A 25,943-nucleotide genomic window follows, 5' to 3' on the forward strand; every position below is an offset into this window, starting at 1 on the left:
ACGGGCCAATCGGTACTTTTCGAGTCGCGATAGGGTGATCAGTGCGCAGGGCACCCGGCTAGCGCATCTCCAAACGATTCGGATCTCTTGCATGTCTTCGTCTACCGCGAGGAAAACCCTCAGGATTGTTCACGTCAGTTCAGCTCATCCGTGGACAGACAACCGGGTTCACCTGCGGGAGGCTGTAAGTCTTTCTGAGGCGGGCTATCACGTGGGACTTATAGCCGTCGAGTCGGAGGTCAGCGTCCCAAAGACGGGTGTCGGCGTCATCACAATCCGCCGACGTCGGCGCCTCTCACGAATGGTGTTATCCACAACGGAAGTAATCATTCGTGCTATTCGAAGTGGCGCGAAGGTCGTTCATCTTCATGACCCAGAACTCATACCGGCAATTCCGCTGCTGCGAGCGCTCGGACGCCGGGTCGTATACGACGCCCACGAGGACCTTCCGTCGCAGGTTCTCGACAAAACTTATCTTCCTGCGCGAGCGCGCGCGGCCATTGCTTCCGCCTCCAAGGTACTCATCGCGCTCGCTTCAACGGCTGATGGAATCGTCACCGCAACCGATACGATCGCCGAGCGCTTTCCCGCCCGCAAGACCGCTGTGATCAAGAACTATCCCAGGCTTCGCAAAGAGGATGTCGATTCCGAGCCCATCCTTGAGCGTCCTCTAGCGGCCGTTTACGTAGGAGCTATGTCGGTGGAGCGGGGCCTGGAGGTGGTCGCATCTGCGCTGACTGAGACTTCGTTCCCTCAGGGCTGGCGACTCGACGTTGCTGGCGCATTCGCCCCACGCGATTTTGAGCAGCACTTCGCTGCGCTTGCCGGTGACCGCGTACGGATTCACGGCATGGTCTCGCCTGCCGCGGCTCGTGATCTGCTTACGCACGGTCGCGTCGGTATCGTGACCTTCCAGGCGACCCGAGCGCACGTAGATGCATTGCCTACCAAGATGTTCGAGTACATGGCAGCTGGCGTCCCTGTCGTTGCTTCAGACTTTCCGCTGTGGCGATCCATTCTGGAGCACTTGGACTGCGCGACGTTCGTAGATGAAACGTCGCCGACGGCATTGGCAGAGGCCATTCGCGCCTATGCGGACGATCCAGACCTGTTGGCGCGCCACAGCCAAAACGCTCTCAAAGCGGCCCATTCCGAGCTCAACTGGACATCTCAGGCCGAACGATTGGTTGCCTTTTACGGCAAGTTGACCGACTCCCTCTGACGTCGGAGACGGGACAAGCGTCCGTGTGATGAGTCTCCGTTTCACCCTGCAATCACAGGTTGTTGTCCCCTTCTGGCATCCCGATTCCGAGCGCAGATCAGCACCATGACGAGAAGCACTCCGTAGCAGACTATCTGTGCGGCCGTTAGTGCTGTGAGAGCCCCCAATGCCGGTGCCCCTAAGAGCCCAGCAACTAGGATGCTCCCGTTTGTGAGTATCAGACGCCCAGAATCCCACCCAAGTTGTAGTCCAACCCGCTCGAGCAGAAGGAGACCGCGTGATATCGGGGACACGGCGAGCTGGGCGACGTACCCCCAGACCATCACTTGGGCGTACACCCCTGCCTGCTCCCATTGTGCGCCGAAAACCAGCGTAAACAGCCAAGGACCGGCAAACGCGACAATCAATCCGCCGGCAAGCGCAAGCAAAGAGCATCGCAAGGAGATCGTTGCGACCATCCGGACGAGTGAGCGGTTCCTATTCCGCAACGCCATTCCAAATGCGCCCTCGAAGTATTGGCTCACGGCGTCGGTGAGAATCCCAACCGGCGCAGCCATCACGCGAATCGTCAGTGCAACGAGGCCCAGTTCGGCGGCGCCATAGAACGCACTAAAAAACAGAACTGGGGCCTGCAGACCAAAGCTGTTCAGTAGCGAAGACCATGTGCTGACAAGCGGGAACTTCCGGTAGCGAGCGGCTGCGACGCGGAGCGTTCTGGCTGTGGGGTGAGGCACCTTTTCACGTCGACCCAAGATTCCGCCCAGACCTGCGAACCGGCCGATGGCGGGTCCCAGGATGAGGCCCAGGGGTCCTAACCCCGCCAGTGGTGCGGCGAGGTTGAAAGCCGCCTGGGTGAGTCCCTGAGCTGCGTTTCGGATTGCGAGACCGCCATACTGACGCTTCCGCACCAGCCAGCTCGTATAGGCCCTGAAGAGTCCGATCGCCAGCACGGTAAGCGGTAGCGTCCACCAATACATCGCAAACTCTTCGACGCTGAGAAGCCTGGACAAGGCATCGCGCGCCACGAAGGCCGCAACCGCGACGACTAGTGAGACGGCCAGCGTCGAAGCAACCGCCAAGCGGAACAGGCTTCGCGCAAGCACGTCGCTGTGTGGCAATACAATTCCGCGCTCCCAACTCAGTGTTGCAACGGCACCAAGCACTGCTGACATAGAAGTGATGACCGCCAGAAGACCGAAATCATTTGGACCATAAAGCCGCGTAAGAATAGGCGAGATGGCGAGCACAACGCCTTGGCCCGCCAAACTTCCCGTCAGAATTCGAGTTACGCCGGAATTGACGAACCGCCAGCGTGGCCGTGAAAGCCGCCCCTCACTCGTCTTCATCGAGTATCGCCGTGGTCATCCCAGGGAATCGCATCGTAGTCGGAGCGCAATATGCCGATCTGGATGAGGTCTACGTATCGTCCGCCGCGCCACACATGCTCGCGGAGCCGCCCCTCCTCTGTCCAGCCGGACTTCCGCACGTATGCGGCATGCGATGCACCGTTGTCGGCGAAGATGGTGCTGTACAGCCTGTTGAGGCCAACGTCGAGGAACGCAAAGTCCATCAGTGCTCGGATTGCGCTCGTCCCATACCCTCGATTGCGAACGTCGGCCGTTCCGCCGAGTTTGAGTCCAGTCAAGGCAGTCCGATTGCGCCAATCAACGTCCCACAGACCTGTTAATCCGATGGGCTGACCTTCTGCGGTTTGGACGATGAGCCGACGAGTGGTTGGGTTTTGGAGGGATGTAGTGAACCACGCCTCCTGTCCGGCCATCGTCAGAGGCCAATCCCAGCCGACGACGCGTTCCCGCACATGGGGGTCGTTGCTGAGCGCCTTCATGAACGCGAGGTCATCCCGCTCGACGGGGCGTAGTTCGACAACGGGGCCAGACTCATTCACCGTGACTTCTCTCGATCGGGACCAGTGGGAGGTCATCGACATCCGCAGCAGTCTGTCCTTCAACAACGCCACCCGAGCGAAATACACGTGCGAAAGTCCTCGCGAGTATCCATAGGTCGAGCTTTGGGCTCACGTTCTCCACATACTTCACATCTAGTTCGATCCGCTTCGACCACGGTGCGTCGTTTCGATAGACGACCTGAGCGAGACCGGTCAGGCCCTGGGGAACATCCAAACGCCTAGCCTGGACTGGGGTGTATCTCGCGCCCTGGCTCACCACCGCCGGCCGTGGCCCGATGAAACTCATGTGGCCTCGAATGACATTGAGAAGCTGAGGGAGTTCGTCCAGGCTCGAGCGTCGCAAAAATCTGCCGAGCGGCGGTACGAGTTGGAGCTCGGCGGGGAAATAGCCCCCGCCGATACGCTCAGCGTCGGGGATCATCGTTCTGAACTTGAGGATGTTGAACACTTCGCCCCTCATACCCAGGCGTGGTTGCTTGAACAATACAGGCCTACCCATTGCGAGCAGGATGGCGAAGCTCACCAGCCCAAGTACCAAGGACACAGGCACAAGGAGGACTACCGCGAGGGCCCGCTCAGCGACGGAACGAATGGCAATGTATCTCTTACGGGTCATTCCGAGAGTCCTTCCTTCTCTTGCCGGTTACCTGATTCGGTAGTTCGATGGGCGATGCCCAATAGCGCTCTCATGCCCGGTACTCCGGGAAGAACCCTGAGCGAATCGGCTCAGGATTCACGGTCAGACGACGCGCTACGAGTGTGCGGTACGAGTTAGAGTCGATGATCCTCATTCCAACTGCGAACGGGCGGACACCCCCCGGTGCGAACGCGCGCTTGTACCGGAAGATGCCATCCCCTGGTTCGTAACCGCCACCGAGCACGAACCAGCGCCGACCGCTCAGCGCCAACCAGCGCATGACCTCGTACTTGAGCAGATCGTTGGGCCGGACGGTGAACGCGTCGTCGAGCGTTCCGCCCAGGAATGAGTACGCACTGTCTTTGGACAAAAGCACTAACTCGGTCGAAACAATGGCACCCTCGAGAACGGCGTGGAAGTAGGCAAATTGACCGGGCATTTCCTCGTGGATCGCCTCAAAGAATTCTCTCGGGAAGTAATACCCGCCATCGGCTCCGCGCCGGTCCATCGTGGCTTGGTAGATCCGTAGGAACTCGTCGAATCGGCTCGCGGTCGTGTCGACCTCGATCACAACCCCCGAGCGCTGCGCCTTTTTGACGTTCTTGCGCACCTTCTGATCGAAACTCATCCAGAGTGCATCCGGTTCGAGTGCAAGGTCGCAGACGACATTGTCCTGTCTCACTTCGACCGACCCGGGGTAAGGCAGCAGAGTTTCGTCGAAGACGCTGAGGCGGACAAATTCGGAGACGACGCTCTGCTTCACTGACCACGCTGTGAACGCTTGCCAGAAGTCCGTAGCTAACGAACGGTCATTCGTGACGCCCCACGCGTACGCGCCTCCGTACCCGTACGGTGTCACGATGTCTGTGTAATTGTCATCGATTGTGTCGGCATCTGGCATTCGCGCGTCACGCAGGATGAACGGAAAGAGGACAGATCCTGCTACCGACTCCCACACAGCCCCCAACGGCTGCCCTACACCTTCAGAGAAGAGCGAGACATACGCCGGATGCGCGTGAACTTCTCGTTGAGGCCAGCTCTCCCAGAGTTGGAGCCAATCCTGTCGTTCGGATGGGATCGTGGCGTCCAGCACACGAAAGGATTTGCCGGTCATGACGGATCGCCGATCGACCGTGAGGAGGAAATGTCCGACAAGTGCATTCTTGGACCCTCTGACCGGGCCGTACTGCGGCTCACGACGTTGCCTCGACTAACGAGAAAGCAATGCGGAGCATGTCTGTAGCGTCGTAACGATGGTCGACAGGAAGCGACAAGTATGTGCTGGGCCACGATCCGAGATCCGTGAGCAATTCGCTTCGCGGCCAGTGAATCGGGCAGTACACACCCATTTCTGCCATGCGGTGCTGTACGGCAGCTGCATTGTCGACAGAAATCACGAGATGAGATGGAATCAGAGTCGGTCCGGGAGGATTCAGGCGAGTTATGTGGAGCCGTTCGAGTTCCGCGTCAAGGACCAGTGCATTTGAGACGCGGGACTTCCTCAATTGTTCATAGTCGAGGTGACCAATGCCCTCTCGGGTGCGCGCACCGATTGCGCGCGCGAGATCGTCCGCTTCTAACTCAGTGTTAGCTTCTCTGAAAAGCGTCTTAAAGGTCTTTTCCTTGAGCTCGCCGTCGAGGTATCGACGTTTCTCATCCATCGCAGCCCAGCGGCGGCTGTCGGGCCGGACAGGTCCAATTGAGAAGTCTTGATTTCCGAATGAGCGCACGTACGCCCCATCAGCAAGAGGAAGGGTCTTCCGTAGACTTCCGATCGCAAAGTCCGCGCCTGAATTGCGGGGCCGCAATACGCGGTGTGTTTCATCATCAATGACTCGCGCTCCGATATGGTGCAGCTCGTCGACAAGGGCACGATATGCGTTGTCTGGCTCGCGCCCGAAATACAGGCCGAGAAGAACGGTGAACGGGCCGACTTGTGCGTGAGCATGGGCTAGCAGATCGCTGTGATCGATGTCCAGAGCCGAAGTCATTCGGTATCCGGTTACAGACCATCCCCGCGTCACGAAGGGAGAGATCATTGTGTCGCACAAGTAATCGGGGGCGAGCAGTGTGCGATGACCATCCGAAGCCAGCTCGTCCGCGAGCAGCGCGAGCGCCTGGCGGCCGGTCTCAACGTAGCCAAACTGGGCGCCCGGGATCTCCCAAGGCGGGGTTTCCAGTCCGGCCATAATGAACTCTGTCTCGACAAGCTCCATGTCTGACCCGATTTCGCGCGTTCCTCTAGACACGGACGAGTCTCCGGAGCGGGCGTGACCAACCGGGGTAGTCGAGCTAGACATACGACTCCAGGTATTGTTCCAATGCGCTGGAGACGAGGCAAAGCTGCTCGTCGCTCAACGCTGACCCGCTGGGAAGCGTGACACCCGTTTCGAAGAGTCTCTGGGCGTTGCCATTCAATGCAGACTTGGCCCCTGCGAAGACCGGCTGCAGGTGCATCGGCTTCCACAGCGGGCGGCTTTCGATGTTGCCTGCCGCGAGGGCGGCACTGAGATCCGCCGCAGTCCAGCCCGTCACGGCACGATCCACGACGACCGACGTCAGCCAGCAGTTGTCCTCGCGGTCGTCGGCGCCGCCGAAGATCTCCACTCCGTCCACGCTTGCGAACAACGCACGATACCGGTCGCGGATCGCGCGCCGCCGCGCCATCATGCCATCCAGACGCACGAGCTGGGCCCGCCCGACCGCAGCGAGCAGGTTGCTGAGCCGGTAGTTGTAACCGATCTCCGTGTGCTCGTAGTGCACGGCCGGCTGCCGGGCCTGCGTGGCCAGGTAGCGCACGCGAGCCGCGAGGTCCGCGTCGTCGGTCAGCAGCATCCCGCCGCCGGACGTCGTCATGATCTTGTTGCCGTTGAACGAGATCGCCGAAGCCGCTCCGAACGCGCCCGCCTGCTTTCCGGCATGGGATGCGCCGAGCGCCTCCGCAGCATCCGCTAGCACCGGAACGCCGAAGGCGTCCGCGATCGGCAGGATGCGCGTGTAGTCGGCGGACTTGCCGAGCAGATCGACCGGAACGACGGCAGCGACCGTCTCGCCGGCTGCACGCAGTTCGCCGAGGGCGCGCTCGAGCAGGGCCGGGTCCATGTTGCCAGTGTCCAGCTCGGAGTCGACGAAATAAGGCCGAGCGCCCGTATAGGCGATCGCGTTGGCCGTCGCGGCGAACGTCATCGTCGAGGTGACCACGACGTCTCCGGGCTTGACGCCGAGGCACAGGAGACCGAGGTGCAGCGCAGCCGTGCCCGATGAGAGCGCGGCGGCGTGGGCGACCCCGACACGGTCGGCGACCTCGAGTTCGAAGGCGTCGACGTCGGGTCCGAGGGGCGCGATCCAGCCGGAACGGAAGGCCTTGACGAGGTAGGTCTCCTCGAGCTCGCCGACATCAGGCGACGACATGAGGATGCGATCGTTCACCGGCGGTTCTCCTGCGTCGAGTCGACCGGGTCGAGAGAGTCGAGCGAGTCGTCCGACACCAGCGACCCGAGCGTGATGCCGACCGTGTCCGTGGAGCTCGCACGAGCACGGTCGATCCAGATGTCATGGTCGAGTTCGTCGACGGTCAGGGGGGCGATCCGCGTGTGCGAGATCTTCGGATGCATGGGCCGCTCGTCAGACTCGGCGGCGCCCATCAGGTCTTCATGCAGCTTCTCGCCCGGGCGCAGGCCGGTGAACCGGATCTCGATCTCTTTGCCGCTGGCCGCGATCATGCGCTCAGCGATGTCCAGGATGCGCACCGGCTCACCCATGTCGAGGATAAGTACCTCGCCCGGATCACCGATGCCGCCCGCCTGCACGACCAGCTGGCACGCCTCGGGAATGGTCATGAAGTAGCGGGTGACGTCGGGGTGGGTGACCGTGAGCGGGCCGCCCGCGTCGATCAGCGCCTGGAAGGTGGGGAGCATTGATCCGCGGCTGCCGATGACGTTGCCGAAGCGCACCGAAAGGTATCGACCCCGCCCACCCAGCGCGGTGCCGGCCGTGAGCTTCTCGGCGATGCGCTTCGAGTGCCCGAGCACGCTCGTCGGGTTCGCGGCCTTGTCGGTCGAGATGTTCACGAAAGTGGATACGTTCACATCGCTGGCCGCCTCCAGCACGTTCAGCGTGCCGAGCACGTTCGTCTTCCATGCCTCATCCGGGTACTGCTCCAGCATGGGAAGGTGCTTCAGCGCGGCCGCGTGGAACACGACCTCCGGCCGCCGGCGCTGGAAGATCCCTCTCAATGCCTGGGAGTCGCGGATGTCCGCCAGCACCACATCGTTCGTGTCCAGCAGCCCGTGGCCCGAGATCGCGATCTGGGCGTTCTGCAGCCCCGTCTCGTCACGGTCGAGCATGATGAGCTCGGCCGGACGGTATTTCGAGATCTGGCGGCACAGTTCCGAGCCGATCGAGCCGCCGGCGCCGGTGACCAGCACGCGCCGGCCCGTCAGGTAGCTCGCGATGGCTGCGACATCGGTGTCGACCGGCTGCCGGCCGATCAGGTCTTCGATCGCGATGTCGCGCACATCGGAGAGGCCGGACTGCCCGTCGAGCACGTCATCGAGCGTGGGCAGCACCTTCACCTTCACCCCCACCGGATCGGCGACGGCGCTGATCGCACGCAGGAGGGCGGCATCCACCCGGGCGATCGCGACGATCAGGACCTTGGCTCCGGTACGCTCGGCGACGGCCGGCAGGTCGGGAAGGCCGCCGACGACAGAAACGCCACGGATCTGACGCTTGGCGTTGACGGGATTGTCGTCGAGAAGCGCGACCGGAAGATACGGGGAGGTCGGGTCGGTCAGCATGCGCTGCACGAGAGAACTGCCCAGGTAGCCGGCGCCGAGAATCAGCGTGGGCTGCGCGTTGACGCCCGGCTTCATGCGGTGCTCGACCCACAGGCGTTTCAGGTAGCGTGCGCCGCCCATCAGCACGAACGCGAGCGGCAGAGCGATGAACACGATGCTGCGCGGCAGCCATAGCGCATTGCCGACGATGGCGATGGGGAGTCCCATGGCGACAGCGACGAGGCACACGGCCAGCAGGAGCGACCTTATCTCTTCGAAGCTCCCGTACGTGTACCGTCCGCGGTAGAGCGACAGTGACAGTCCGATGAGCAGCTGGCAGGCGACGGCTCCGGCCGCGACGAGTCCCAACGCGACAAACGCGACGAACGCGACGTCGAAGTCATAGCGCAACATGGCTGCAACGTAGATCGCAATGACCCAGGCGGCGGCGTCGATCACGAACTGCGCGCCGAACCGTTTGAACAGCGTGTCACCGCGCCTGCGGGTCTCTGCCCGCACGCGCTCACTGAAAAGTCCCCGGATCATCGCCATGTCGCACCACCGTCGGTCGACTTGACTACGGAGTCAGCCGACCACATCCACAAGGTACTCCCACCGTTCGCGACGGAAACCCCTCCCGCGGGCGGTTTCGTCGAGGTGGCGCACCCGCCGCCGACCAGCGCGCTGCCGCCGTCGTAGAGGGTCGTCGCCGTGCCTGCGCATCCCTGACGGTCTGTGACAGCGATGATGTAGCCGTTGCCCGCCGTGCTGATCGCGGCGGATCCGGCGACCGGCACAGCCGGACCCCAGGCTGCGCCGCCGTTGCCGGTGGCATGCACATCGTGGTTCGCACAGAGCACGGCGGCGTTGGCCGGATCGCGCACGGCCACGTCGATCACTGTGGTGCAGGGCGCCTGCACATCGCCGGTCGGGGTGTGTACGACACTGCGCTTCGCCGCCTCGACGTACCACGACCCGGCCAGCTGGTCGGGGTAGGTCGCCCAGTTGTCGCCGGCGACATAGGTGCGAATGTATTCGGGCGTGCACCCCTGCGAGGCGAGCGTGACGGCGCTGGCCTGCTTGGCAGACTGCACGGAGATGCGGAGGATCGAGGATGCTCCTGTCGGACCAGCGGCGTCCGTCGCTTTCCAGGTGGCGCCGCCATCCGTCGTGATCTGCGGCGAAGCCGGCGTCGCCGGGCACGGCCCGGTGGATGCGCGCCACGCGGTCGAACCGTCGAGCGCGGCGAGCACGCGGGCCGGGGCGACGGCGTCAGCGGCGGGAGTGCTGGTCGGTGTGGGCGTCGCAGGCGGCGTTGGCGTCGCGGATGGCACCTGGCTCGGAGGCGTCGAACTCGAAGCGGCAGGCGTCGGCTCGTGGGGCGGAGTGCGCACGGCGACGAGCGCCCACACGACGAGGAGGATGTCGACCAGCACGAACGCGATGAGCCCGATGATCGCCAGGCGCCGGCGGCTCACCCTGCGGTCGCCGGACTGGGCCTTCTTGTTGACTGCAGCTGCCATCCGGGCACCTACTCGAATCCTGCGGCTGCACGCCGCATGGTCAGCGAGATCGACTGGACGGCGGGGATGAGTTGGCGGGTGGATTCGGCGTAGACGGCGTCGTCCTGGCGGAAAGGGTCGATGACGTCGTCGTCGGCGGGGTGGTCCGGGCGCTCGGCGACACCACGGTTGGCGGCCGCGTGGCCGACAAGAGTAGTGAGGCGTGCGTATGGGTCGGGCTGGGCGACCACGTCGTCGCGGTCGTCGATGTGGAGGCTGTCGAGCAGGCGCGCGAACTCGCGCAGGGTGAAGGTGAACCGGGATGCGCGGGGGAGCAGTTCGACGATGGCGCGGCGGTGCTCCCGGCTCAGCGCGAGAACGAGGTCGGCGTCACCCAGTTGCCCCACGGCGAGCTGGCGCGCGGCGTGGTTGTCGGGCCGCCCACCGAACTGGCGGGAGTACTCGGCTGCGCGGTCATCCATAGAATCACCGACGAGCGCAGCAGTGCCCGCACTGCTCAACGTGACGTCGAGTTCGTCGAGTTCTGCCCTCAACACCTGCTCGGCGAGGGGCGATCGACAGATATTGCCCGTGCACACGGTCAGGATGCGAAAGGCGCTCACACCTGGGCCGCCCGGCGAATGCGCTTCTCGACGGTCTCCTCGTCTGCCAGCTCGTTCGTCACGCCGTAGCCGTAGACGCCGTAGCCGTAGGAATCCGGGCCCTTGACGGGCAGCATCGTGACGACGATGCCGACCAGGCGGCTTCCGATGTGGTCGAGTGCCCGCACAGCGGCGGAGAGTTCGTTCTTCTTCGTCATGCCCGACGCGGCAGCGATGATCGCACCACCGGTGAGCTTGCTGACGACGGCCGCGTCGGTGACGAGCAGGAGCGGCGGTGTATCGATCAGCACGTAGTCGAATTCGCTGGTCAGCGAGTGGAGCAGCTTCGACATGGCGTTCGAACCCAGGAGCTCGGACGGGTTCGGCGGGATGCGCCCGGCCGGCAGAACGTAGAGCTCGCCGCGGCCCCACTTCTGCAGTACGTCGGTGAGCGGGGCGCGGCCGATGAGCACGTCGGTCAGGCCGACGGCGCCTTCGATGCCCATGTACTCGGCGAGTCGCGGCAGCCGCAGGTCGCCGTCGACCAGCGCGACGCGTGCGCCGGTCTCAGCGAGGCTGATCGCGAGGTTCGCGGCCGTAGTGCTCTTGCCCTCGCTGGGGACCGAGCTGGTGATGACATAGCTGCGAGGACCGTTGCCGATGTTGACGAACTGCAGGTTCGTGCGCAGGCTGCGGAACGACTCCGCCCGCGGGTTGCGCGGGTCGGCGTGAACGATCAGCGGGCGCTTCTTCGCGTCGGGGTCGAAGCTGATGGCGCCGAGGATCGGGGCGTCCGTGACACCTTCGATGTCATGCGAGCTGTGGATGCGCGTGTCGAGAACGCTGCGCAGAAGGCTGGCAGCGATGCCGACTGCGAGGCCGATCAGGAGGCCCAGAATGATGTTCAGCGGCACGTTCGGGCTCGACGGCTTCGTCGGCGTGACGGCAGGCTGGATGGTCTGGATGTTGACGAGGCTGGACCCGCCCGTCGGCTTTTCGAGTTTGTTGGTCACGATGTAGGCCGTGTTCTGACCGACCGAGTTGGCGATTTTCGCTGCCCGCTGTGGATCTTCATCGGTGACGGTGATGTCGATCAGCACGGTGTTGAGCGGAGAGGTGGCCGACACCTTGGCGCCTAGCTGCGCCGAGGTCACCTTGAGGTCGAGGTCGTCGATGACCCGATCGAGAACGGTCGCGCTGTTCACGACACTGACATAGCTCGTGACCGCCTGGCGCGCGAAGGTCGTGCCTTGCACGAGGTCTGTCGTCGCGCCGGCGTCAGCGGCTCGCACCGAAACGTACAACTCGGTGGTGGCCTGATATTTCGGGGTCAGCATCAGCGAATACCCCGCTGCGACGGCGACGCCGAGCAGAGCGCTGACCGCGATGAGGATCCAGTTCTTGTGCAGGATCCTCAGGTAGTCACGCAGCTCCAACGTTGCCTCCCGAAAAGCAAACCAGTAAATGATTGGCGGCAGTAAGCCGCCAAGCGCTTATGCCTCCGCACTCATGTCACAAGACCGCACGAGCATACGCCGGCATCTAGCTTCGACATAGTCGTCCCGAACGAAACGCGGGTTAATGATCGCATACTGCTCTGGGTAGCCTTACCGTTCCATCCTGCGATTGCATTTATTGCAAGTGTTTTGCAGGTGCGCAAATTTCGGGCTCCCCCGAACTGGGGGGCCAGGGATGCGGTCGACTGGTCTGTCTACTCGGCGCGCCCGGGCCAGGTCGAGCATCCCATCGCACCGGCGTCACGGCACGATGGACAGGAAGATGAACGCGGCGAAGAGCACGAGGTGCACGCCGCCCTGCAGGCGGGTCGCCCGCCCCGGTACGACGGTCAGCACACTCACGATGACCGTGAGGACGAAGAGCACGATCTGGCTGGCGCCGAGGCCGAGCAGCAGCGGCCCGGTCAGCCAGATCGATGCGAGGGCGATGGCTGGGATTGTCAGGCCGATGCTCGCCATCGACGAGCCGAGCGCGAGATTCAGGCTCGTCTGCATCCGGTTGCGGGATGCCGCCTTGGCGGCCGCGATCCCCTCCGGCAACAGCACCAGCAGTGCGATCACGACACCGACGAAGGTCTTCGGGAATCCGATCGCCGCGACGCCCGCCTCGATCGACGGTGACTCGAGCTTGGCCAGCCCGACGACGGCGACCAGCGCGATCACCAGGAGGCCGAGGCTGACGTAGGTCGTGCGCGCGCTGGGCGCGGTGGCGTGGGCGTCGTCATCTTCGATCGGCTTGCCGTCGGCGCCCACTGGCAGAAAGAAGTCCCGGTGCGCGACCGTCTGCGTGAACACGAACATCGCGTAGAGAGCAAGGGATGCGACGGCCGCGAACACGAGCTGGACCGGCGAGAACTGGGGCCCGGGCGCAGCGGTGAAGGTCGGGAGCACCAGCGTCAGGGTGGCGAGAGCCGCCACGGTCGCCAGCATTGCGCCGGTGCCTTCGGCGTTGAAGCTGGTGGTGGTGCGACGGGATGCTCCGAGCAGCAGCGAAAGCCCGACGATGCCGTTCATCGTGATCATCACCGCAGAGAAGACGGTGTCGCGCGCCAGGGTCGGAGTGTCCTTGCCGCTCGTCATGAGCGTGACGATCAGGGCGACCTCGATCACCGTGACGGCGACTGCGAGCACCAGCGACCCGAACGGTTCGCCGACCTTGTGCGCGACGACCTCGGCGTGTTGCACCGCCGCCAGCACGGTGCCCGCGAGCGCGACGGCCACCAGGGTCACGAGCACAGGGCCGAGCGTCACGTTCCACGCCGCGACGAGGAGCACGATGCCGATGATCGGGACCACCACCGCCCAGAAGTGGGCGATCCAGGTCGCGATGGCTTTCATCCACCAATCATGGCAGCGCAGCGGATGCGCGCATCAGGCGATGTGGAGAAAGCAACGCGGGTCGGGATGGACGACTCCATCCCGACCCGCTGCCCCCCCGGCCGAAAACCTGAATCCCACGTTACGGTCGAGCGCCGTCCCCTCACATCGGGGCTGTCACGGAGAAACGCACCGTGACTGCCCCCATGTGCGACCGGGGTTCCCGCCGGCGGCTGGGTAGAGTCAGCACATGGCGACGACGGCTGAGAGCCTGATCTTCGGGGGGCTGATTCTCACGCTGTGTATCGCCGCGATCATCCTGTCGCGTCGTCTGGCCCGGTGGCTTCAGAGCTCGCGGGGCGAGAATCCCTCCGCTGCCCTGCACTCCCGGTATCGGTGGGGTTTCGTCTTCGGGGCTATCGGCGGGCTGCTCATCGTTGCGAGTGTGCTTCCCTTCCAGTTGGACATCGTTCCCGGCAGTACGACCCTGTACATCGGGATCCCGCTTGCGCTCATCGCGTTCGGCGCCGCGTGGCTGAAGCTCGGGCGTGAGCGCAAGCCGGAGGTCTAGTCTCGAAGGCCGAACGGTCAGCCGAGGCTGCCGACGGTGCGCAGCGTAATCCGGCATCTGGTCAGCTAGGCTGCCCCCGTGTCAGAGCGAGCGAGGGGTCAGAGTCGAGCTCGTCGGGCAATGGTTCTGAGCATGTTGGGTTTTATGGCGGCGGTGGTCGTCGCGGGTTCGGTCCTTGTCACCCTGAACTCACGCGAGTCGGCACCGCCCTCCACCAGTTCGGTACCTACGGCTGGCGTCGTGACCTCGGACAATCGGCGTTCGTCGCTCGAGGCCGCTCTCGCAGCGACACCCACCGGCGGCACGCTCGAGGTGCGGCGCGACTGGCGTCGCACAAAGCCGCTTGAGATCCACAAGCCGGTTACTCTCCTCTTCGTCGGCGGCGCGATTACCCAGACGACGGATGCGAACGCGATTGACGTCGCTTCTAGCGACGTAACGATCGAGAACGCAGTCCTGACGGGTGTCGGTTCGACTGAGGCCGGTCTTGGGCAAGGGATCAGCGCAGTCGGGACGAGTGGCGCGCCAATCGATAGGCTTCGCATATTGGGCGGCGTCATCCAAGGCTGGCGCAAAGACGCTGTATTCCTCAACCAGGTGACGAACTTCCAGGTGTCTGGTGTAATGGCTCGGAGCGTCGCTTATGCCGGGATCATGGTGCTTTCGGGCCGCCAGGGGACGATCCTGAAAAACACCGTTAGAGACGTCACGCAACCGCCCGGATTCGTGAATTCCTACGGGATCGCAATGACCCGCGACAGAACGCTGAGCTTGATCGAGGCACCTCGCACGTCAGGCGTAGTGGTAGATGGGAACACGATCGACGGGGTCCGAAGCTGGGAGGGGATCGACACTCATGGCGGCACGCAGCTAACGATCTCGAACAATCGTGTTACGGACACGAGGGTGGGCATTGCGATGGTTCCGTGTCCCGACGAGCGAAAGGTCGGTATGTACGCGCCGAGGGGGATCACGGTCACTGAAAACTACATTAGATCGTCGCTGACCGATGGCACTCGGAAGGCCGGAATCGAGTTGGTGGGTACCCGGACCGAGGACGCGAACGCCGTGATCGCCAACAACATGATCGTGGGAAATGGGCCAACGGAGGCGGCGGGGTCGGCAGGTGGGATCGTGGCCTATTTCACCCGAGACGCTGTGATCTCCCACAACCGGATCGTGGATCCCGGTGTAGCTGGTGTACACCTCGTGAGCGGAAACAGCAATATCACGATCCTGAAGAACACCGTGGTGGCCGCCTGGACTGATCCGGGAGAAACTACTGCACTTCTGTGGGTCAATGGCACGAGTAACACTGTGAACTTCGGTGGTAATCGATTTGAGGCAGGAGGGAAGATAGCCGCCGACGTGGATCGTTATGGCGTGGACGCCCTGAGCTCGCGGACGAACGTCATCACAGACCTGGGCGGCAACAGCCTCGGGAATTCCTGAAGGCCACGCACACTCAGTGGACCTCACTTTGGTAGCCGAACCGACTATCACGATCTTCTGAGCTTCATCAGGAATCCGCATGCACATCAGCAGGCCGCCCCCGCGACCGCGCGATGCGCGGCAGCGCCCCCATCAGCGCGACCATCAGCAGCAGCACGAGCACCCCGGCGGCGATCGCGGGCGCCAGCCCGACCGTCACCTCGAAGACGAAGAACACCACACCGGTGGTCAGCAGTGCGACGAGGATCAGCGTCGTGCGCAGCAGCGCGTCGGCGGTCGCAACCGCTTCGGGCTTCTCGTGCCGGCCGAACAGGGTGCGGTGCAATGCGACCGGCGCCAGCCCGAACGCCGTGCACGCCGCCGCCAGCAGCACCAGCACGAGATACGTGCCGGTCTGGAAGCCGTTCAGTTCGGCGAATCGCTGCTGAAAAGCGAGCGTCAGCAGGAACCCGCTGACGATCTGGGTTCCCGTCTGGGTGACCCGCAACTCCTGGAGGATGTCCGCCCAGTTCCGGTCCGACCGCTCGCTGCGCGTCTCATCGCGGCCGTCGGACGGGTCGGCATCGAGCGCTTCCTGGTCGGGTGCGTCTGGTGCCATCGAGATCGCCTCCATTCGTGCGCCGCCCACGGTAGCCCCGCCTGAGCGCCCGGTCGAGGTGCCGTCGCGTGCCGGTCTTGCTACCGAGCGTGCATCTTCCGGTCGCAGCGAGCACGCTCGCTACCCGAGGAAGAACTCCACCAGCACAGGCGCGAGCGCCTCGTTCGACACCCCGTGGGTCTCGCCGGCCAGCGTGCGCCGCGTTGCGTTCGGGATGCTCGCCACCAGAACTTCCGCCGCATCCGCAGCCCAGGCCGGACTCGCGCCGCCGTCCATGACCAGCGCCGGAATCCGGATCGCACCGAACCGCTCGACCGGCACGCCTGCATCGACGAGAGCGAACTCGTACGGGAGTGTGGGCGCAAGCGCCACGAGTCCCGGCCACCAGGGCGTGTCTTTCATCGTCGACGGGTCGGCTCCGGTCGTCGCCAGGAAGATCTCCGTCGCCCGTTCCCGATCGCCCGCCGCCAGTGCATCGGCCACCTGCTCGGTCGGTTCGGACTGCACGATGTACGGAGCCTCATACCCGGCGGCCCGGGCGATGGATGCACCTGCGGCAGCAGCCTCGAACGCCAGGGCGGCACCCGACGAGTGCCCGTAGACGAAGGCGTCCCCGCCGACCGCGTCGAGCAGGATCCGCACATCGTCGATTTCGCGCTCGCGTTCGTAGGGCGGCGGGTTGCTCGCATCCGTGCTGTCGCCGCGCCCGCGCCGGTCGTATCGCACGACGGAGAAATGGGGGGTCAGGACCGGTAGCACCGATGCGGCCGACTGGCGGGTGCTGAACGCCCCGCCGATCAGCAAGAGGGTCGGTCCGCTGCCTTCGACTTCGTACGCGAGCGTGCTGCCGTCGCTCGATGTGACGGTTTCGGCCATGGCGGTTCCCTTCTGGATGCGCTGGATGCGCTGGACACCTCCATGGTCCTCCGTACCCCTGACACGTGCCAGAGCATCCGCCCGTGAATAGCTATGCAATAGACTCGCGCCATGTCGATCGGCAACGCGGAGTGGAGCAGGCTGCCCGCCGAACGCATGTCGCTGCTGACGAAAGTCGCACGCATGTACCACGAGCAGCACATCCGCCAGCCTGAGATCGCGCAACGCCTCCACATCTCGCAGTCCCGGGTGTCCCGGCTGCTCAAAGAGGCGGTGAACCTCGGGGTCGTGCGAACGATCGTCGTCACGCCGCCGGGCGTGCACTCGCAGCTCGAGGACGCCATCCGCGACCGTTACGGGCTCGCCGACGTCGTCGTCGGTGGAGACGACAGCGAGGGCAGCGCGCCCGACGACAACGCCCTGCTTGCAACCCTCGGAAGCGCGGGAGCCGCCTACCTCGAGACGACGCTGTCCGAGAAAGACGACATCGGCGTCTCGTCGTGGTCGTCCACCCTGCTCGCGGTCGTGGATGCGATGACCCCGCAGCGCACGCGCCTCGCCCGAACGGCGGTGCAACTCCTCGGCGGAGTGGGCGACCCCAGCGTGCAGGTCAAGGCGACACATCTCACCGACCGGCTGGCGCGCGTCACCGGAGCAACGGCCCGCTACTTTCCGGCGCCCGGAATCGTGGCGCGCAAATCGGTGAGGGATGCCCTGCTCGAAGACCCGTACGTGAGCGAGGTGGCGTCGGCGTGGGACGGCCTCTCGGTCGCACTCGTCGGCATCGGAAGCCTTCAGCCTTCGCCGCTGCTGCAGTCGTCGGGCAACGCGATCTCAGAGAAAGACCAGGGCTCGCTGCGCGAACTCGGCGCGGTCGGCGACGTCTGCCTGCACTTCTTCGACGCTGGCGGCGCTCTCGTCGACAGTGAGCTCGAAGAGCGGGTCATCGGCATTTCGGCGACGCAGCTGCGCGCGATCCCGCGCACGATCGGCATCGCCGGGGGCGCACGAAAAGTGGATGCGATCCGCGCAGCCGCCCTCGGCCGCTGGATCGACGTGCTCATCACCGACGTCGATACCGCCCGCCGCCTCGTCGGCTGACGCGCCCGCGCATCCGCCGACCGCCCCATGCGCGCGTTCGTAAAACAGGAGTTCGTGTGACGGGAGTGACGGATGCGACCCCAGCGGCCCCTATCCGCTCACTCTGGTCACACCAGTCACACGGTCTCCTGTTTTACGAACGGCGTGAGCGGGCACGAGCTCATTTGTAGCTCGTGAACAGCGCCTTCTGCGCCAGTGCCAGTGCCCCGATCGCGTCATGCCTGTCCTGCGCTGCCTGCACCGCAGCGAAGTCGAGCTTCTCGAGCCCACGGTCCGCGGCCTTGAGGAAGTCGATCGCGTGATTCGCCGCCTCGACGCTGTCTTCCCGGAACGGGAACTGGTCGAGTTGCCACACGCCTTCCCAGTTGTTCTTGCGCAGCGTGTAGAAGAACTCGAACAGCTCGATCGGATGCACGGTGCCGGCGACCATGTCGTCATCCCACTGGCGCAGGTTGTCGTTGACGTCCATGCCGAAGAGCCGCCCGTAGTCGATGGCCAGCTGCGCCGAGTCGGCGGGCGACTCCCCACCGAACAGTGCGTGGCCGAAGTCGAGCAGGATGCCAACGTTTGGCAGCCCGATGCGCTCGATGCCGAGGAGGGTGCGCGAGACCGAGTCGAACGACATATGGACGCGCGGTTCGCGCGGCTTGTATTCGATCACGAACTTCAGGTCGGGGTTCTCTGAGGCGAGCAGGCCGACGCCGTCGAGCGAGTTCTTCCAGAGCGCGCCGTGGTCGACCTGGAAGGGGTAGTCCCACCCGTCCTGCCCGGGCCAGAGCTTCACGTAGTCCGCGCCGAAGTACCGCACGACGTCGGCCGCCTCGGTGATCAGTTCGTGGGCGCGCCGCCGCACACCGGGGTCCGGGTTGGTGAAGGCGCCTTTCGCGAATTCGCGGGTGTAGATCTCGGGGGTGATGCCGATGACTCCGAGTCCCGCCCGGTCGAGCGCCTCCTTGACCTGGTCGTTCGTGAACTCGCCGCCGAAGAACGGGTAGTTGAGGTCGACGACCGAGAGGTCGCGCACCTCGCTGGCCAGATCGATGGCGTCGACGACGCTGCGCGGGTCGCCATAGCCGTCGGTGGCATAGCGGTCGACGTAGGTGGCGAAGTGCCAGATTCCCGCGCCGAAACGCTGAATGGTACTCATCGTGTACTCCTTATATATAGGGATGCGGATGGCGTGGTTCCGGCCGCGCGCGAGCCAGGGCGATCGCCTCACGCCAGCGCTGGCGTCGAGCGCGCGCCGTCGCCGGGCTCATGATCGGCTCGAAGGTCGTGCCGTTGCGGTCGAACCCGAGCACGTCGTCGGCCGTCCACACCCCGGCGCCGATACCCGCAAGATGGGCGGCCCCCAGGGCGGACAGCCCGGCGACGTCCGGTCGCTGCACTTTCCGCTGGCTCAGGTCGGCGAGCAGCTGGGCGAGCCAGTCGTTGGCGGCGGGGCCGCCGTCGATCAGGATGGTGTCGAAACGCCGGCCGGTCGAGCTTTCCGCCGCGCACAGCACGTCCTCGATCTGGAGCGGGATCGACTCGACCGCCGCACGGGCGAGGTCGTCGCGGGAGGTGCTCAGGTCGAAGCCGGTGATGATCGCGCGGGCGTCGTCGTCCCACCACGGGGCGCCGAGCCCGGAGAATGCGGGAACCAGGTCGACTCCGTGGCCCGGGTCGGCATCCCTGTCGGTTTCGGCCGCGAGCGCAGCGAGTTCGGCCGGTGTCGTCTCGAGCACTTCGGCGAGCCAGACCAGCGTCGCGCCCGTCGAGAGGATGTTGCCTTCGAACGCGTAGCTCGCGCCGGGGTCGCTCCAGGCGACCGTCGTGACGAGCCCGTCGGGGCTGGATGCGCGCGAATCGAGCAGGCCCATGATCGATGATCCGGTGCCGAGCGTGACCTTGACCGACCCGGGCGTGCGGGCGCCGTGCCCGTACAGGGCGGCGTGCGAGTCGCCGAGTACGGCATGGATGCGCGTCCCCGCGGGCAGCATCGGCAGGCCGGTCACGGGCGCGGTCACCGCGTTCGACGGGAAGACCGGGGGAAGCGCCGCCCGCGGGATGCGGAAGATCTCGAGCAGCTCGTCGCTCCAGTCGAGGGTCGCGAGGTCGAGGAGTGCCGTGCGGCTGGCATTGCCGGTCTCGATGCGGAACTCGCCGGTCAGCCGGTGCACGAGCCAGGAGTCGACGGTGCCGACGGCGATCTCGCCCCGGTTCGCACGCTCGCGGCCGGGATCGACCCGGTCGAGCAGCCACGCGAACTTCAGGGCAGAGAACATGGGGTCGACGGGGAGACCGGTTATGTGGCGCACGCGATCGCCATGCCCGGCCGTCGTCAGTGCCTGGGCCGCCGCGACGGTCCTGCGGTCCTGCCAGCCGAGCACCGGACCGAGCGGCTCGCCGGTGGCGCGATCCCAGATGACGGCCGATTCACGCTGGGTGCTGAGCGCGATGCCCGCCACCCGGTAGGCGATACCGGAGACGGCGAGCCGCACGGCTTCGATCGCGCTGTCCGCGATCTCTGCGGCGTCCTGCTCCACCCACCCGGCTTGCGGGTGCTGCTGCCCGACCGTGACGGATCCCCAGCCGACGACGTTCCCCATCGCGTCGACCGCGAGGGCTTTCGTGGAACTGGTGCCCTGGTCGACCGCGACGATGACGGCCGAGCCGGCAGGCTCATCCATGCGCGAGGGCCTCCCTGGCAGCGTCGGCGATGTGGTCGGCGGTGAGCCCGAAATGACCGAGCAGAAAATCGGTGCTGCCGGTCGGAGCGAACTCCGTCAGCCCAAGGATACGCAGCGGCACCCGTGCTGCGGTCTCCAGTTGAGAGACGACCGAGGCGACGGCAGCGCCCAGGCCGCCGGCGATGTTGGCCTCTTCGGCCGTGACGATCGCGCCGGTGGTGCGGGCGGCATCCGTGATCGCATCCACGTCGAGCGGAGCGATGTGCGACGCGTTCAGCACCCGCGCGTCGACGCCCGCAGCCTGCAGCCGTTCGGCCGCGATGAGTGCGCGCGAGACGAGGGTGCCGGTCGCGATGAGCGTGACGTCGGTGCCGGTGCGTGCCGTGGTGAACCGGCCGCGCACCAGCCGGTCGCCTTCCACGGTAACGTCGGGCACTTTGTGGCGGCCGACGCGGATGAAGGTGGGGCGCGGATGCTCGACCGCCTGGCGCACAGCATCCCGCGTCTGCCTGCGGTCCGCGGGCACCACGATGTCGAGGCCGGGCAGCGCACGGAGCCAGGAGAGGTCTTCGACCGAATGGTGCGTCGGGCCGAGCTCGCCGTAAGCCATGCCGGGGCTCATGCCGCACAGGATGACCGGGTGCTGGCTGTAGGCCACGTCGGCCTTGACCTGTTCCAGCGACCGCCCCGTGAGGAACGGTGCTGCCGCGCAGACGAAGGGGATGAGCCCCGAGCTCGCGAGGCCTGCGCCGACGCCGACCATGTCCTGTTCGGCGATGCCGACGTTGATGAGGCGGTCGGGGAATTCGTCGCGGAAGTCGGTCAGGTTGCTCGAGCCGACGGAGTCGTTGCAGACGGCGACGATGCGTTCGTCCTGCCGCGCGAGCTGGATGAGCTCGTCGGCGAAGGCCGCGCGGTTGTCGTACACGGGTGCGTCGGCGAGCGACGTGGTGGCGGCTTCGATGGTCATGCGAGTTCCTCCAGCGCGAGTGCGACCTGTTCGGGCGACGGCACCTTGTGGTGCCATTCGACGCGGTCTTCGACGAAGGAGATTCCTTTGCCTTTGGTCGTGTTGGCGACGATGGCGACCGGCTTGCCGGTGGTTGACGGCGCGAACGCCGCGATGAGGGCGTCGTAGTCGTGGCCGTCGATCTCACGCACCTCGCACCCGAACGCGGCGAGACGTTCGTCGAGCGGGTCGAGTGCGTTCGTGTCTTCGGTGCGCGCGCCCTGCTGCAGCCGGTTGCGGTCGACGATCGCGACGAGGTTGTCGAGGCCGAAATGGGATGCTGCCATCAGCGCCTCCCAGTTGCTGCCTTCCTGCATCTCCCCGTCACCCATCACCACGAAGACGCGCGCGCCCGAACGGGTCAGTTTCGCGGCGACCGCCTGGCCGACGGCGACGGGCAGGCCGTGGCCGAGCGGGCCGGTGTTGGTTTCGACGCCGGGGATCTTGTTGCGGTTGGGGTGGCCGTTCAGTTCGGAGAGGGGCGCCATGAAGGTGCTGAGGGATGCGGGGGAGAAGTAGCCGCTGAACGCGAGCGTCGAGTAGAGCGCGGCGGCGCAGTGGCCTTTGCTCAGGATGAACCGGTCACGTCCGGCGAGGTCGGGCTGGGCCGGGTCGATGCGCAGGGTGTACGCGAAGAGTGTCGTGAGGATGTCGGTGACCGAGAGGTCGCCGCCGATGTGCCCCTGGCCCGCGGACGAGATCATCCTGACGACGCTGCGCCGGGTGCGGCGGGCGGTGTCGGAGAGCAGTTGCGAGCGCTCTGCGGGGGCGGATGCGGTCAGTCGCGCCCGCAGTTCGCGCCAGTCTTCGACCTGTTGGGGGTCGGTGGTCAACATGTGTGCATACCTATTCAGTGGTGACGAGAGTTGCAATAGCTTTGCATGACCGAGAGGATACTGTCAACAGGACGGGAGGGATCATGACCGATCAGCGCATCCGGGTGATCATCGACAACGACTTCTCCGGCGACCCGGACGGCCTGGTGCAGCTCGCGCACCATCTGCTGTCGCCGTCTGTCGACATCCGCGCGGTCATCGGGTCGCACCTGCGCCCCGGGGACCCCTTCGACCCCTCCGACCGCACGGCCGACAACGCCTGCGAGCGCGCCCGCGACGTCGTCGCCGCGCTCGGGCTTGCGGATGCGCCGCGCATCGTCGCCGGGTCGAATGTCGGCCTCGCGGATGCCGCCCCGGTCGCTGCGCCAGTCGCTCGGGTTGCTGCGGCGCCGATCGCCTCGGCGGGCGCCCTCGCGATCGTCGAGGAGGCGATGCGCGACGACGACCGGCCGTTGTACCTCGCCTGCGGCGCCGGCCTCACCGAGATCGCAAGCGCCTGGCTGCTCGAGCCGCGCATCGCCGACCGCCTGACGCTGGTCTGGATCGGCGGACTCGAAGACCCGGCGCTCGCGGTTCCGCCACCGGAAGCGGACCCCGTCGAGTACAACCAGAACATCGACATCGTGGCGGCCCGGGTCGTGTTCAACGATTCCGGCATCCCGATCTGGCAGGTGCCGCGGAACGCGTACCGGCAGGCGCTGGTGTCGAATGCGGAAGCCGAGGTGCGCATCCGCCCCAACGGTGCGATCGGGAGGCTGCTCGTCGACAGCATCGCCGGGGTGGCAGACATGGCGGCGCGCCACGGGTTGCCGCTCGGCGAGACCTACGTGTACGGCGACAGCCCGCTGGTGCTGCTGACCGCGCTGCAGTCGTCGTTCCAGCCGGACCCGTCGTCGAGCGAGTACGCCACACGGCCGGCCCCGCGCATCCGCGACGACGGCACGGCCGATTTCGACGGGTCGGGACGCACGATCCGGGTATACACCCGCCTCGACCTGCGGCTCCTCTTCGAGGACCTCTACGCCAAGCTCGCCGCGAGGGCGCCAGGGCGCTAGAGGTCGACGGTGAGGATGCCGCGCACGTAGCGGCGCATCTCCGCGGCCATGTCGACGCTCGACCGGTCGAGCAGCCACTGCACCTGCAGGCCGTCTGACAGCGCCACCATCGCGCGGGCCGCGCCCTCGGGGTCGGTGCCGGCGACGAGCTGGCCGGCATCGCGCATCCGCTCGAACGCGTGCTTCATGCGGGAGACGACGAACACGTACCTGTCGACGAAGTACTGGTGGGCCGGATGCTCGACTGCGGTCGCCTCGGCCGAGAGGGTGCAGTGCAGTTCGACGAGGCCGGGGACGGTGGCGTTGTAGTCCATGAGCGCGACCCAGCCGCGGATGGTCTCGATGCCTGCGTGCGCGTCGTCGATGGGCACGACTTCGGCGGAGCGGTCGTCGCGCAGCTGCAGCACGGCGGCGAGCAGCTCGCTCTTGTTGGAGAAGTGGTGCAGCAGGCCGGCCTGGCTCATGCCGACGCGTTCCGCGATTTCGCGGATGGAACCGCTGCGGAAGCCCGCCGCCGAGAAGACGTCGATGCCCGCCTCGAGGATCTCGCGACGGCGCGCCGGGGTCTTCGCGTACGAACCGCGGACCTTACCTGTCGTAGCCATGAGGCGAGGTTAGCAGCCAATTGAAACGATTGAAACAAAAACCTAGTGGTTATTCGGTTTTCGTGTTACTTTCATTCACCAACAGGTGGTTCGACTGGGAACTGCCCCGACGAAAGAGACCAAAGATGTTCCGATGGAAGAGGCTGGCGGCCCTTGCAGCCGTCGTCGCTCTCGGGCTTGCTGGATGTTCTTCCAACAACTCCTCGGGCGGCTCATCGCAGACCCTCACACTGGGTGTGCTCGTTCCTGCAACGACTTTCAGTGCGCAGGACGCCAACTGGGCGAACGAGTCGCCCTACATGCAGGCGGTCTATGACACGCTGCTCAAAGCAGACCCGAACGGCGACGTCAAGCCGGGCCTGGCAACCAAGTGGTCGTACAACGCCGCCAACACCGTGCTGACCCTGACCCTCCGCAATAACGTGAAGTTCACCGACGGCACGGCCTTCACCGCCGATGTCGCCGCGCAGAACCTCACCCGCTTCCGCGACGGCAATTCGCCCAACAAGTCGAACCTCGCCGACCTCGCCAGCGCCAAGGCGGTCGACCCGACCACCGTGCAGCTGACCCTCAAGCAGTCGAACCCCGCCCTGCTCACGTACCTGACCCAGAACGCCGGGCTCCAGGAGAGCCCGAAGGCGTTCACGAGCTCCACGATCAAGACCGACCCGGTCGGATCGGGCCCGTACACCCTCGACACCGGCAAGACCGTCGTCGGCACCTCGTACGTCTTCGAGAAGAACAAGAAGTACTGGGACCCGTCGAGCGTCCACTACGACAAGATCGTGATGAACGTCTACGCCGACCCCACCTCCCTCCTCAACGCGATCAAGGGCGGCCAGGTCAACGCGGCGAACACGCCGAACAACAACGACCTCGACCAGATCAAGGCGAGCGGCTTCACCGTGTGGCCCCTCGAGCTGAACTGGAACGGCCTGATCCTGCTGGACCGTGCCGGAACGATGAACCCCGCCCTGAAGGATGTCCGGGTTCGCCAGGCCATCAACTACGCATTCGACACCAAGGCGCTGCTGAAGGCGGTCGGCCAGGGTTACGGAACACCGACGACCCAGGTCTTCCCGAAGAGCTCCGTCGGGTATGACCCGAGCCTCGACTCGTACTACGCGTACGACCCGTCGAAGGCGAAGTCGCTCCTCGCGGCAGCGGGTTACGCAAAGGGCCTCACGCTGTCGATGCCGTCGAGCAACCTCCTCGGGTCGACCGTGTGGACGCTCATCGGTCAGCAGTTGAAGGATGTCGGGATCACGGTGAACTTCACCGATGCCGGTAACAACTTCATCACCGACATGCTCGCCCCGAAGTACCCGGCGACCTACATGATCCTGCAGCAGGACCCGGACTGGGCCCTGATCAACTTCCAGATCTCGAAGACCGCCACCTTCAACCCGTTCCACTACTCCGACCCCAAGGTCGACTCGCTCATCGCCACCATCCACAACGGCTCCAAGTCGGACTCGGATGCGGCGGTCAAGGCACTCAACAAGTACGTGGTCGAGCAGGCGTGGTTCGCCCCCTGGTACCGGATGCAGTCGAGCTTCGTGAGCGACGCGAAGACGAAGGTCACTGTGCAGACCGGCAACGCCTATCCCTACCTCTGGAACATCGTTCCCAAGTCCTGAGGTGACTGACCGGGTCGCGCTGCCTG

Annotated in this window: 24 protein-coding genes; 6 read left to right on the plus strand and 18 right to left on the minus strand. The window is 65.2% G+C overall.

Annotated features, from left to right (window positions below; genetic code table 11):
- Window positions 1-91: 91 nt before the first annotated feature.
- Window positions 92-1,222: a glycosyltransferase gene (locus ACPPVQ_RS00725; protein ID WP_426517608.1), complete on the plus strand. Its 1,131-nt coding sequence runs from the start codon at window positions 92-94 to the stop codon at window positions 1,220-1,222.
- Window positions 1,223-1,263: 41 nt separating this feature from the next.
- On the opposite strand, the gene ACPPVQ_RS00730 is transcribed toward ACPPVQ_RS00725, so the two are convergent.
- From ACPPVQ_RS00730 to ACPPVQ_RS00780, 11 genes are all read right to left on the minus strand, one after another.
- On the minus strand, window positions 1,264-2,568 hold the full coding sequence (locus ACPPVQ_RS00730) for a lipopolysaccharide biosynthesis protein (RefSeq protein ID WP_426517610.1): 1,305 nt from the start codon (window positions 2,566-2,568) through the stop codon (window positions 1,264-1,266).
- The gene (locus ACPPVQ_RS00735) at window positions 2,565-3,170 is read right to left on the minus strand and encodes a GNAT family N-acetyltransferase (protein ID WP_426517612.1); all 606 of its coding nucleotides are present in this window, start codon (window positions 3,168-3,170) and stop codon (window positions 2,565-2,567) included. Before ACPPVQ_RS00735 ends, ACPPVQ_RS00730 begins: the two co-directional genes overlap by 4 nt.
- The gene (locus tag ACPPVQ_RS00740) at window positions 3,121-3,765 is read right to left on the minus strand and encodes a sugar transferase (RefSeq protein WP_426517614.1); all 645 of its coding nucleotides are present in this window, start codon (window positions 3,763-3,765) and stop codon (window positions 3,121-3,123) included. The genes ACPPVQ_RS00735 and ACPPVQ_RS00740 overlap by 50 nt, the downstream gene beginning before the upstream one ends.
- Window positions 3,766-3,835: 70 nt before the next feature.
- On the minus strand, window positions 3,836-4,900 hold the full coding sequence (locus tag ACPPVQ_RS00745) for a GNAT family N-acetyltransferase (protein ID WP_426517616.1): 1,065 nt from the start codon (window positions 4,898-4,900) through the stop codon (window positions 3,836-3,838).
- Window positions 4,901-4,979: 79 nt separating this feature from the next.
- Window positions 4,980-6,002, minus strand: coding sequence for a hypothetical protein (locus tag ACPPVQ_RS00750; RefSeq protein WP_426517617.1), 1,023 nt, complete (start codon window positions 6,000-6,002; stop codon window positions 4,980-4,982).
- A 76-nt stretch (window positions 6,003-6,078) separates the two neighbouring features.
- Window positions 6,079-7,215, minus strand: a complete 1,137-nt coding sequence (locus ACPPVQ_RS00755; protein ID WP_426517619.1) for a DegT/DnrJ/EryC1/StrS family aminotransferase — start codon at window positions 7,213-7,215, stop codon at window positions 6,079-6,081.
- Window positions 7,212-9,083 carry a polysaccharide biosynthesis protein gene (locus ACPPVQ_RS00760; protein ID WP_426517621.1) on the minus strand — a complete coding sequence of 624 codons (1,872 nt, stop codon included), beginning with the start codon at window positions 9,081-9,083 and terminating at the stop codon, window positions 7,212-7,214. The genes ACPPVQ_RS00755 and ACPPVQ_RS00760 overlap by 4 nt, the downstream gene beginning before the upstream one ends.
- 23 nt (window positions 9,084-9,106) lie before the next feature.
- The gene (locus tag ACPPVQ_RS00765; RefSeq protein ID WP_426517623.1) at window positions 9,107-10,087 is read right to left on the minus strand and encodes a hypothetical protein; all 981 of its coding nucleotides are present in this window, start codon (window positions 10,085-10,087) and stop codon (window positions 9,107-9,109) included.
- Window positions 10,088-10,095: 8 nt separating this feature from the next.
- Window positions 10,096-10,689 carry a low molecular weight phosphatase family protein gene (locus tag ACPPVQ_RS00770; RefSeq protein WP_426517625.1) on the minus strand — a complete coding sequence of 198 codons (594 nt, stop codon included), beginning with the start codon at window positions 10,687-10,689 and terminating at the stop codon, window positions 10,096-10,098.
- Complete coding sequence (locus ACPPVQ_RS00775; protein WP_426517627.1) at window positions 10,686-12,104, minus strand: polysaccharide biosynthesis tyrosine autokinase; 1,419 nt, start codon at window positions 12,102-12,104, stop codon at window positions 10,686-10,688. Before ACPPVQ_RS00775 ends, ACPPVQ_RS00770 begins: the two co-directional genes overlap by 4 nt.
- Window positions 12,105-12,425: 321 nt before the next feature.
- The gene (locus ACPPVQ_RS00780) at window positions 12,426-13,523 is read right to left on the minus strand and encodes a calcium:proton antiporter (protein WP_426517629.1); all 1,098 of its coding nucleotides are present in this window, start codon (window positions 13,521-13,523) and stop codon (window positions 12,426-12,428) included.
- A gap of 229 nt (window positions 13,524-13,752) precedes the next feature.
- Here ACPPVQ_RS00780 and ACPPVQ_RS00785 point away from each other — a divergent pair, with 229 nt between their 5' ends.
- Both ACPPVQ_RS00785 and ACPPVQ_RS00790 read left to right on the plus strand, forming a co-directional pair.
- Complete coding sequence (locus tag ACPPVQ_RS00785) at window positions 13,753-14,073, plus strand: hypothetical protein (protein ID WP_426517631.1); 321 nt, start codon at window positions 13,753-13,755, stop codon at window positions 14,071-14,073.
- 240 nt (window positions 14,074-14,313) lie between these two features.
- Window positions 14,314-15,525, plus strand: coding sequence for a right-handed parallel beta-helix repeat-containing protein (locus ACPPVQ_RS00790; RefSeq protein WP_426517633.1), 1,212 nt, complete (start codon window positions 14,314-14,316; stop codon window positions 15,523-15,525).
- 67 nt (window positions 15,526-15,592) lie between these two features.
- On the opposite strand, the gene ACPPVQ_RS00795 is transcribed toward ACPPVQ_RS00790, so the two are convergent.
- Both ACPPVQ_RS00795 and ACPPVQ_RS00800 read right to left on the minus strand, forming a co-directional pair.
- The gene (locus tag ACPPVQ_RS00795) at window positions 15,593-16,123 is read right to left on the minus strand and encodes a DUF6328 family protein (RefSeq protein ID WP_426517635.1); all 531 of its coding nucleotides are present in this window, start codon (window positions 16,121-16,123) and stop codon (window positions 15,593-15,595) included.
- 120 nt (window positions 16,124-16,243) lie between these two features.
- Window positions 16,244-16,999 (minus strand): alpha/beta fold hydrolase, encoded by a 756-nt coding sequence (locus ACPPVQ_RS00800; RefSeq protein ID WP_426517637.1) that lies wholly within the window; start codon window positions 16,997-16,999, stop codon window positions 16,244-16,246.
- A 111-nt stretch (window positions 17,000-17,110) separates the two neighbouring features.
- Here ACPPVQ_RS00800 and ACPPVQ_RS00805 point away from each other — a divergent pair, with 111 nt between their 5' ends.
- Complete coding sequence (locus ACPPVQ_RS00805; protein WP_426517639.1) at window positions 17,111-18,100, plus strand: sugar-binding transcriptional regulator; 990 nt, start codon at window positions 17,111-17,113, stop codon at window positions 18,098-18,100.
- Window positions 18,101-18,260: 160 nt separating this feature from the next.
- On the opposite strand, the gene ACPPVQ_RS00810 is transcribed toward ACPPVQ_RS00805, so the two are convergent.
- From ACPPVQ_RS00810 to ACPPVQ_RS00825, 4 genes are read right to left on the minus strand one after another with little or no spacing between them, the layout of a single operon-like run.
- Entirely contained in the window at window positions 18,261-19,247 is a 987-nt protein-coding gene (locus ACPPVQ_RS00810; protein WP_426517641.1) for a sugar phosphate isomerase/epimerase family protein, read from the minus strand.
- Between the two features lie 10 nt (window positions 19,248-19,257).
- Window positions 19,258-20,772 carry an FGGY family carbohydrate kinase gene (locus tag ACPPVQ_RS00815; protein ID WP_426517643.1) on the minus strand — a complete coding sequence of 505 codons (1,515 nt, stop codon included), beginning with the start codon at window positions 20,770-20,772 and terminating at the stop codon, window positions 19,258-19,260.
- Window positions 20,765-21,742 (minus strand): transketolase family protein, encoded by a 978-nt coding sequence (locus ACPPVQ_RS00820; protein WP_426517645.1) that lies wholly within the window; start codon window positions 21,740-21,742, stop codon window positions 20,765-20,767. The genes ACPPVQ_RS00815 and ACPPVQ_RS00820 overlap by 8 nt, the downstream gene beginning before the upstream one ends.
- Window positions 21,739-22,617: a transketolase gene (locus ACPPVQ_RS00825; RefSeq protein WP_426517647.1), complete on the minus strand. Its 879-nt coding sequence runs from the start codon at window positions 22,615-22,617 to the stop codon at window positions 21,739-21,741. Before ACPPVQ_RS00825 ends, ACPPVQ_RS00820 begins: the two co-directional genes overlap by 4 nt.
- Window positions 22,618-22,700: 83 nt before the next feature.
- Here ACPPVQ_RS00825 and ACPPVQ_RS00830 point away from each other — a divergent pair, with 83 nt between their 5' ends.
- A complete protein-coding gene (locus ACPPVQ_RS00830; protein WP_426517649.1) occupies window positions 22,701-23,672 on the plus strand; it encodes a nucleoside hydrolase in 972 nt (323 codons plus the stop codon).
- Here the strand turns inward: ACPPVQ_RS00830 and ACPPVQ_RS00835 are convergent.
- On the minus strand, window positions 23,669-24,277 hold the full coding sequence (locus tag ACPPVQ_RS00835) for a TetR/AcrR family transcriptional regulator (RefSeq protein WP_426517651.1): 609 nt from the start codon (window positions 24,275-24,277) through the stop codon (window positions 23,669-23,671). The genes ACPPVQ_RS00830 and ACPPVQ_RS00835 overlap by 4 nt on opposite strands.
- A gap of 125 nt (window positions 24,278-24,402) precedes the next feature.
- On the opposite strand from ACPPVQ_RS00835, the gene ACPPVQ_RS00840 reads away from it, so the two are divergent.
- On the plus strand, window positions 24,403-25,917 hold the full coding sequence (locus ACPPVQ_RS00840; RefSeq protein ID WP_426517653.1) for an ABC transporter substrate-binding protein: 1,515 nt from the start codon (window positions 24,403-24,405) through the stop codon (window positions 25,915-25,917).
- Window positions 25,918-25,943 lie beyond the last annotated feature (26 nt).

Source organism: Leifsonia sp. McL0618, from assembly GCF_049994905.1.
Lineage (GTDB): Bacteria > Actinomycetota > Actinomycetes > Actinomycetales > Microbacteriaceae > Diaminobutyricibacter.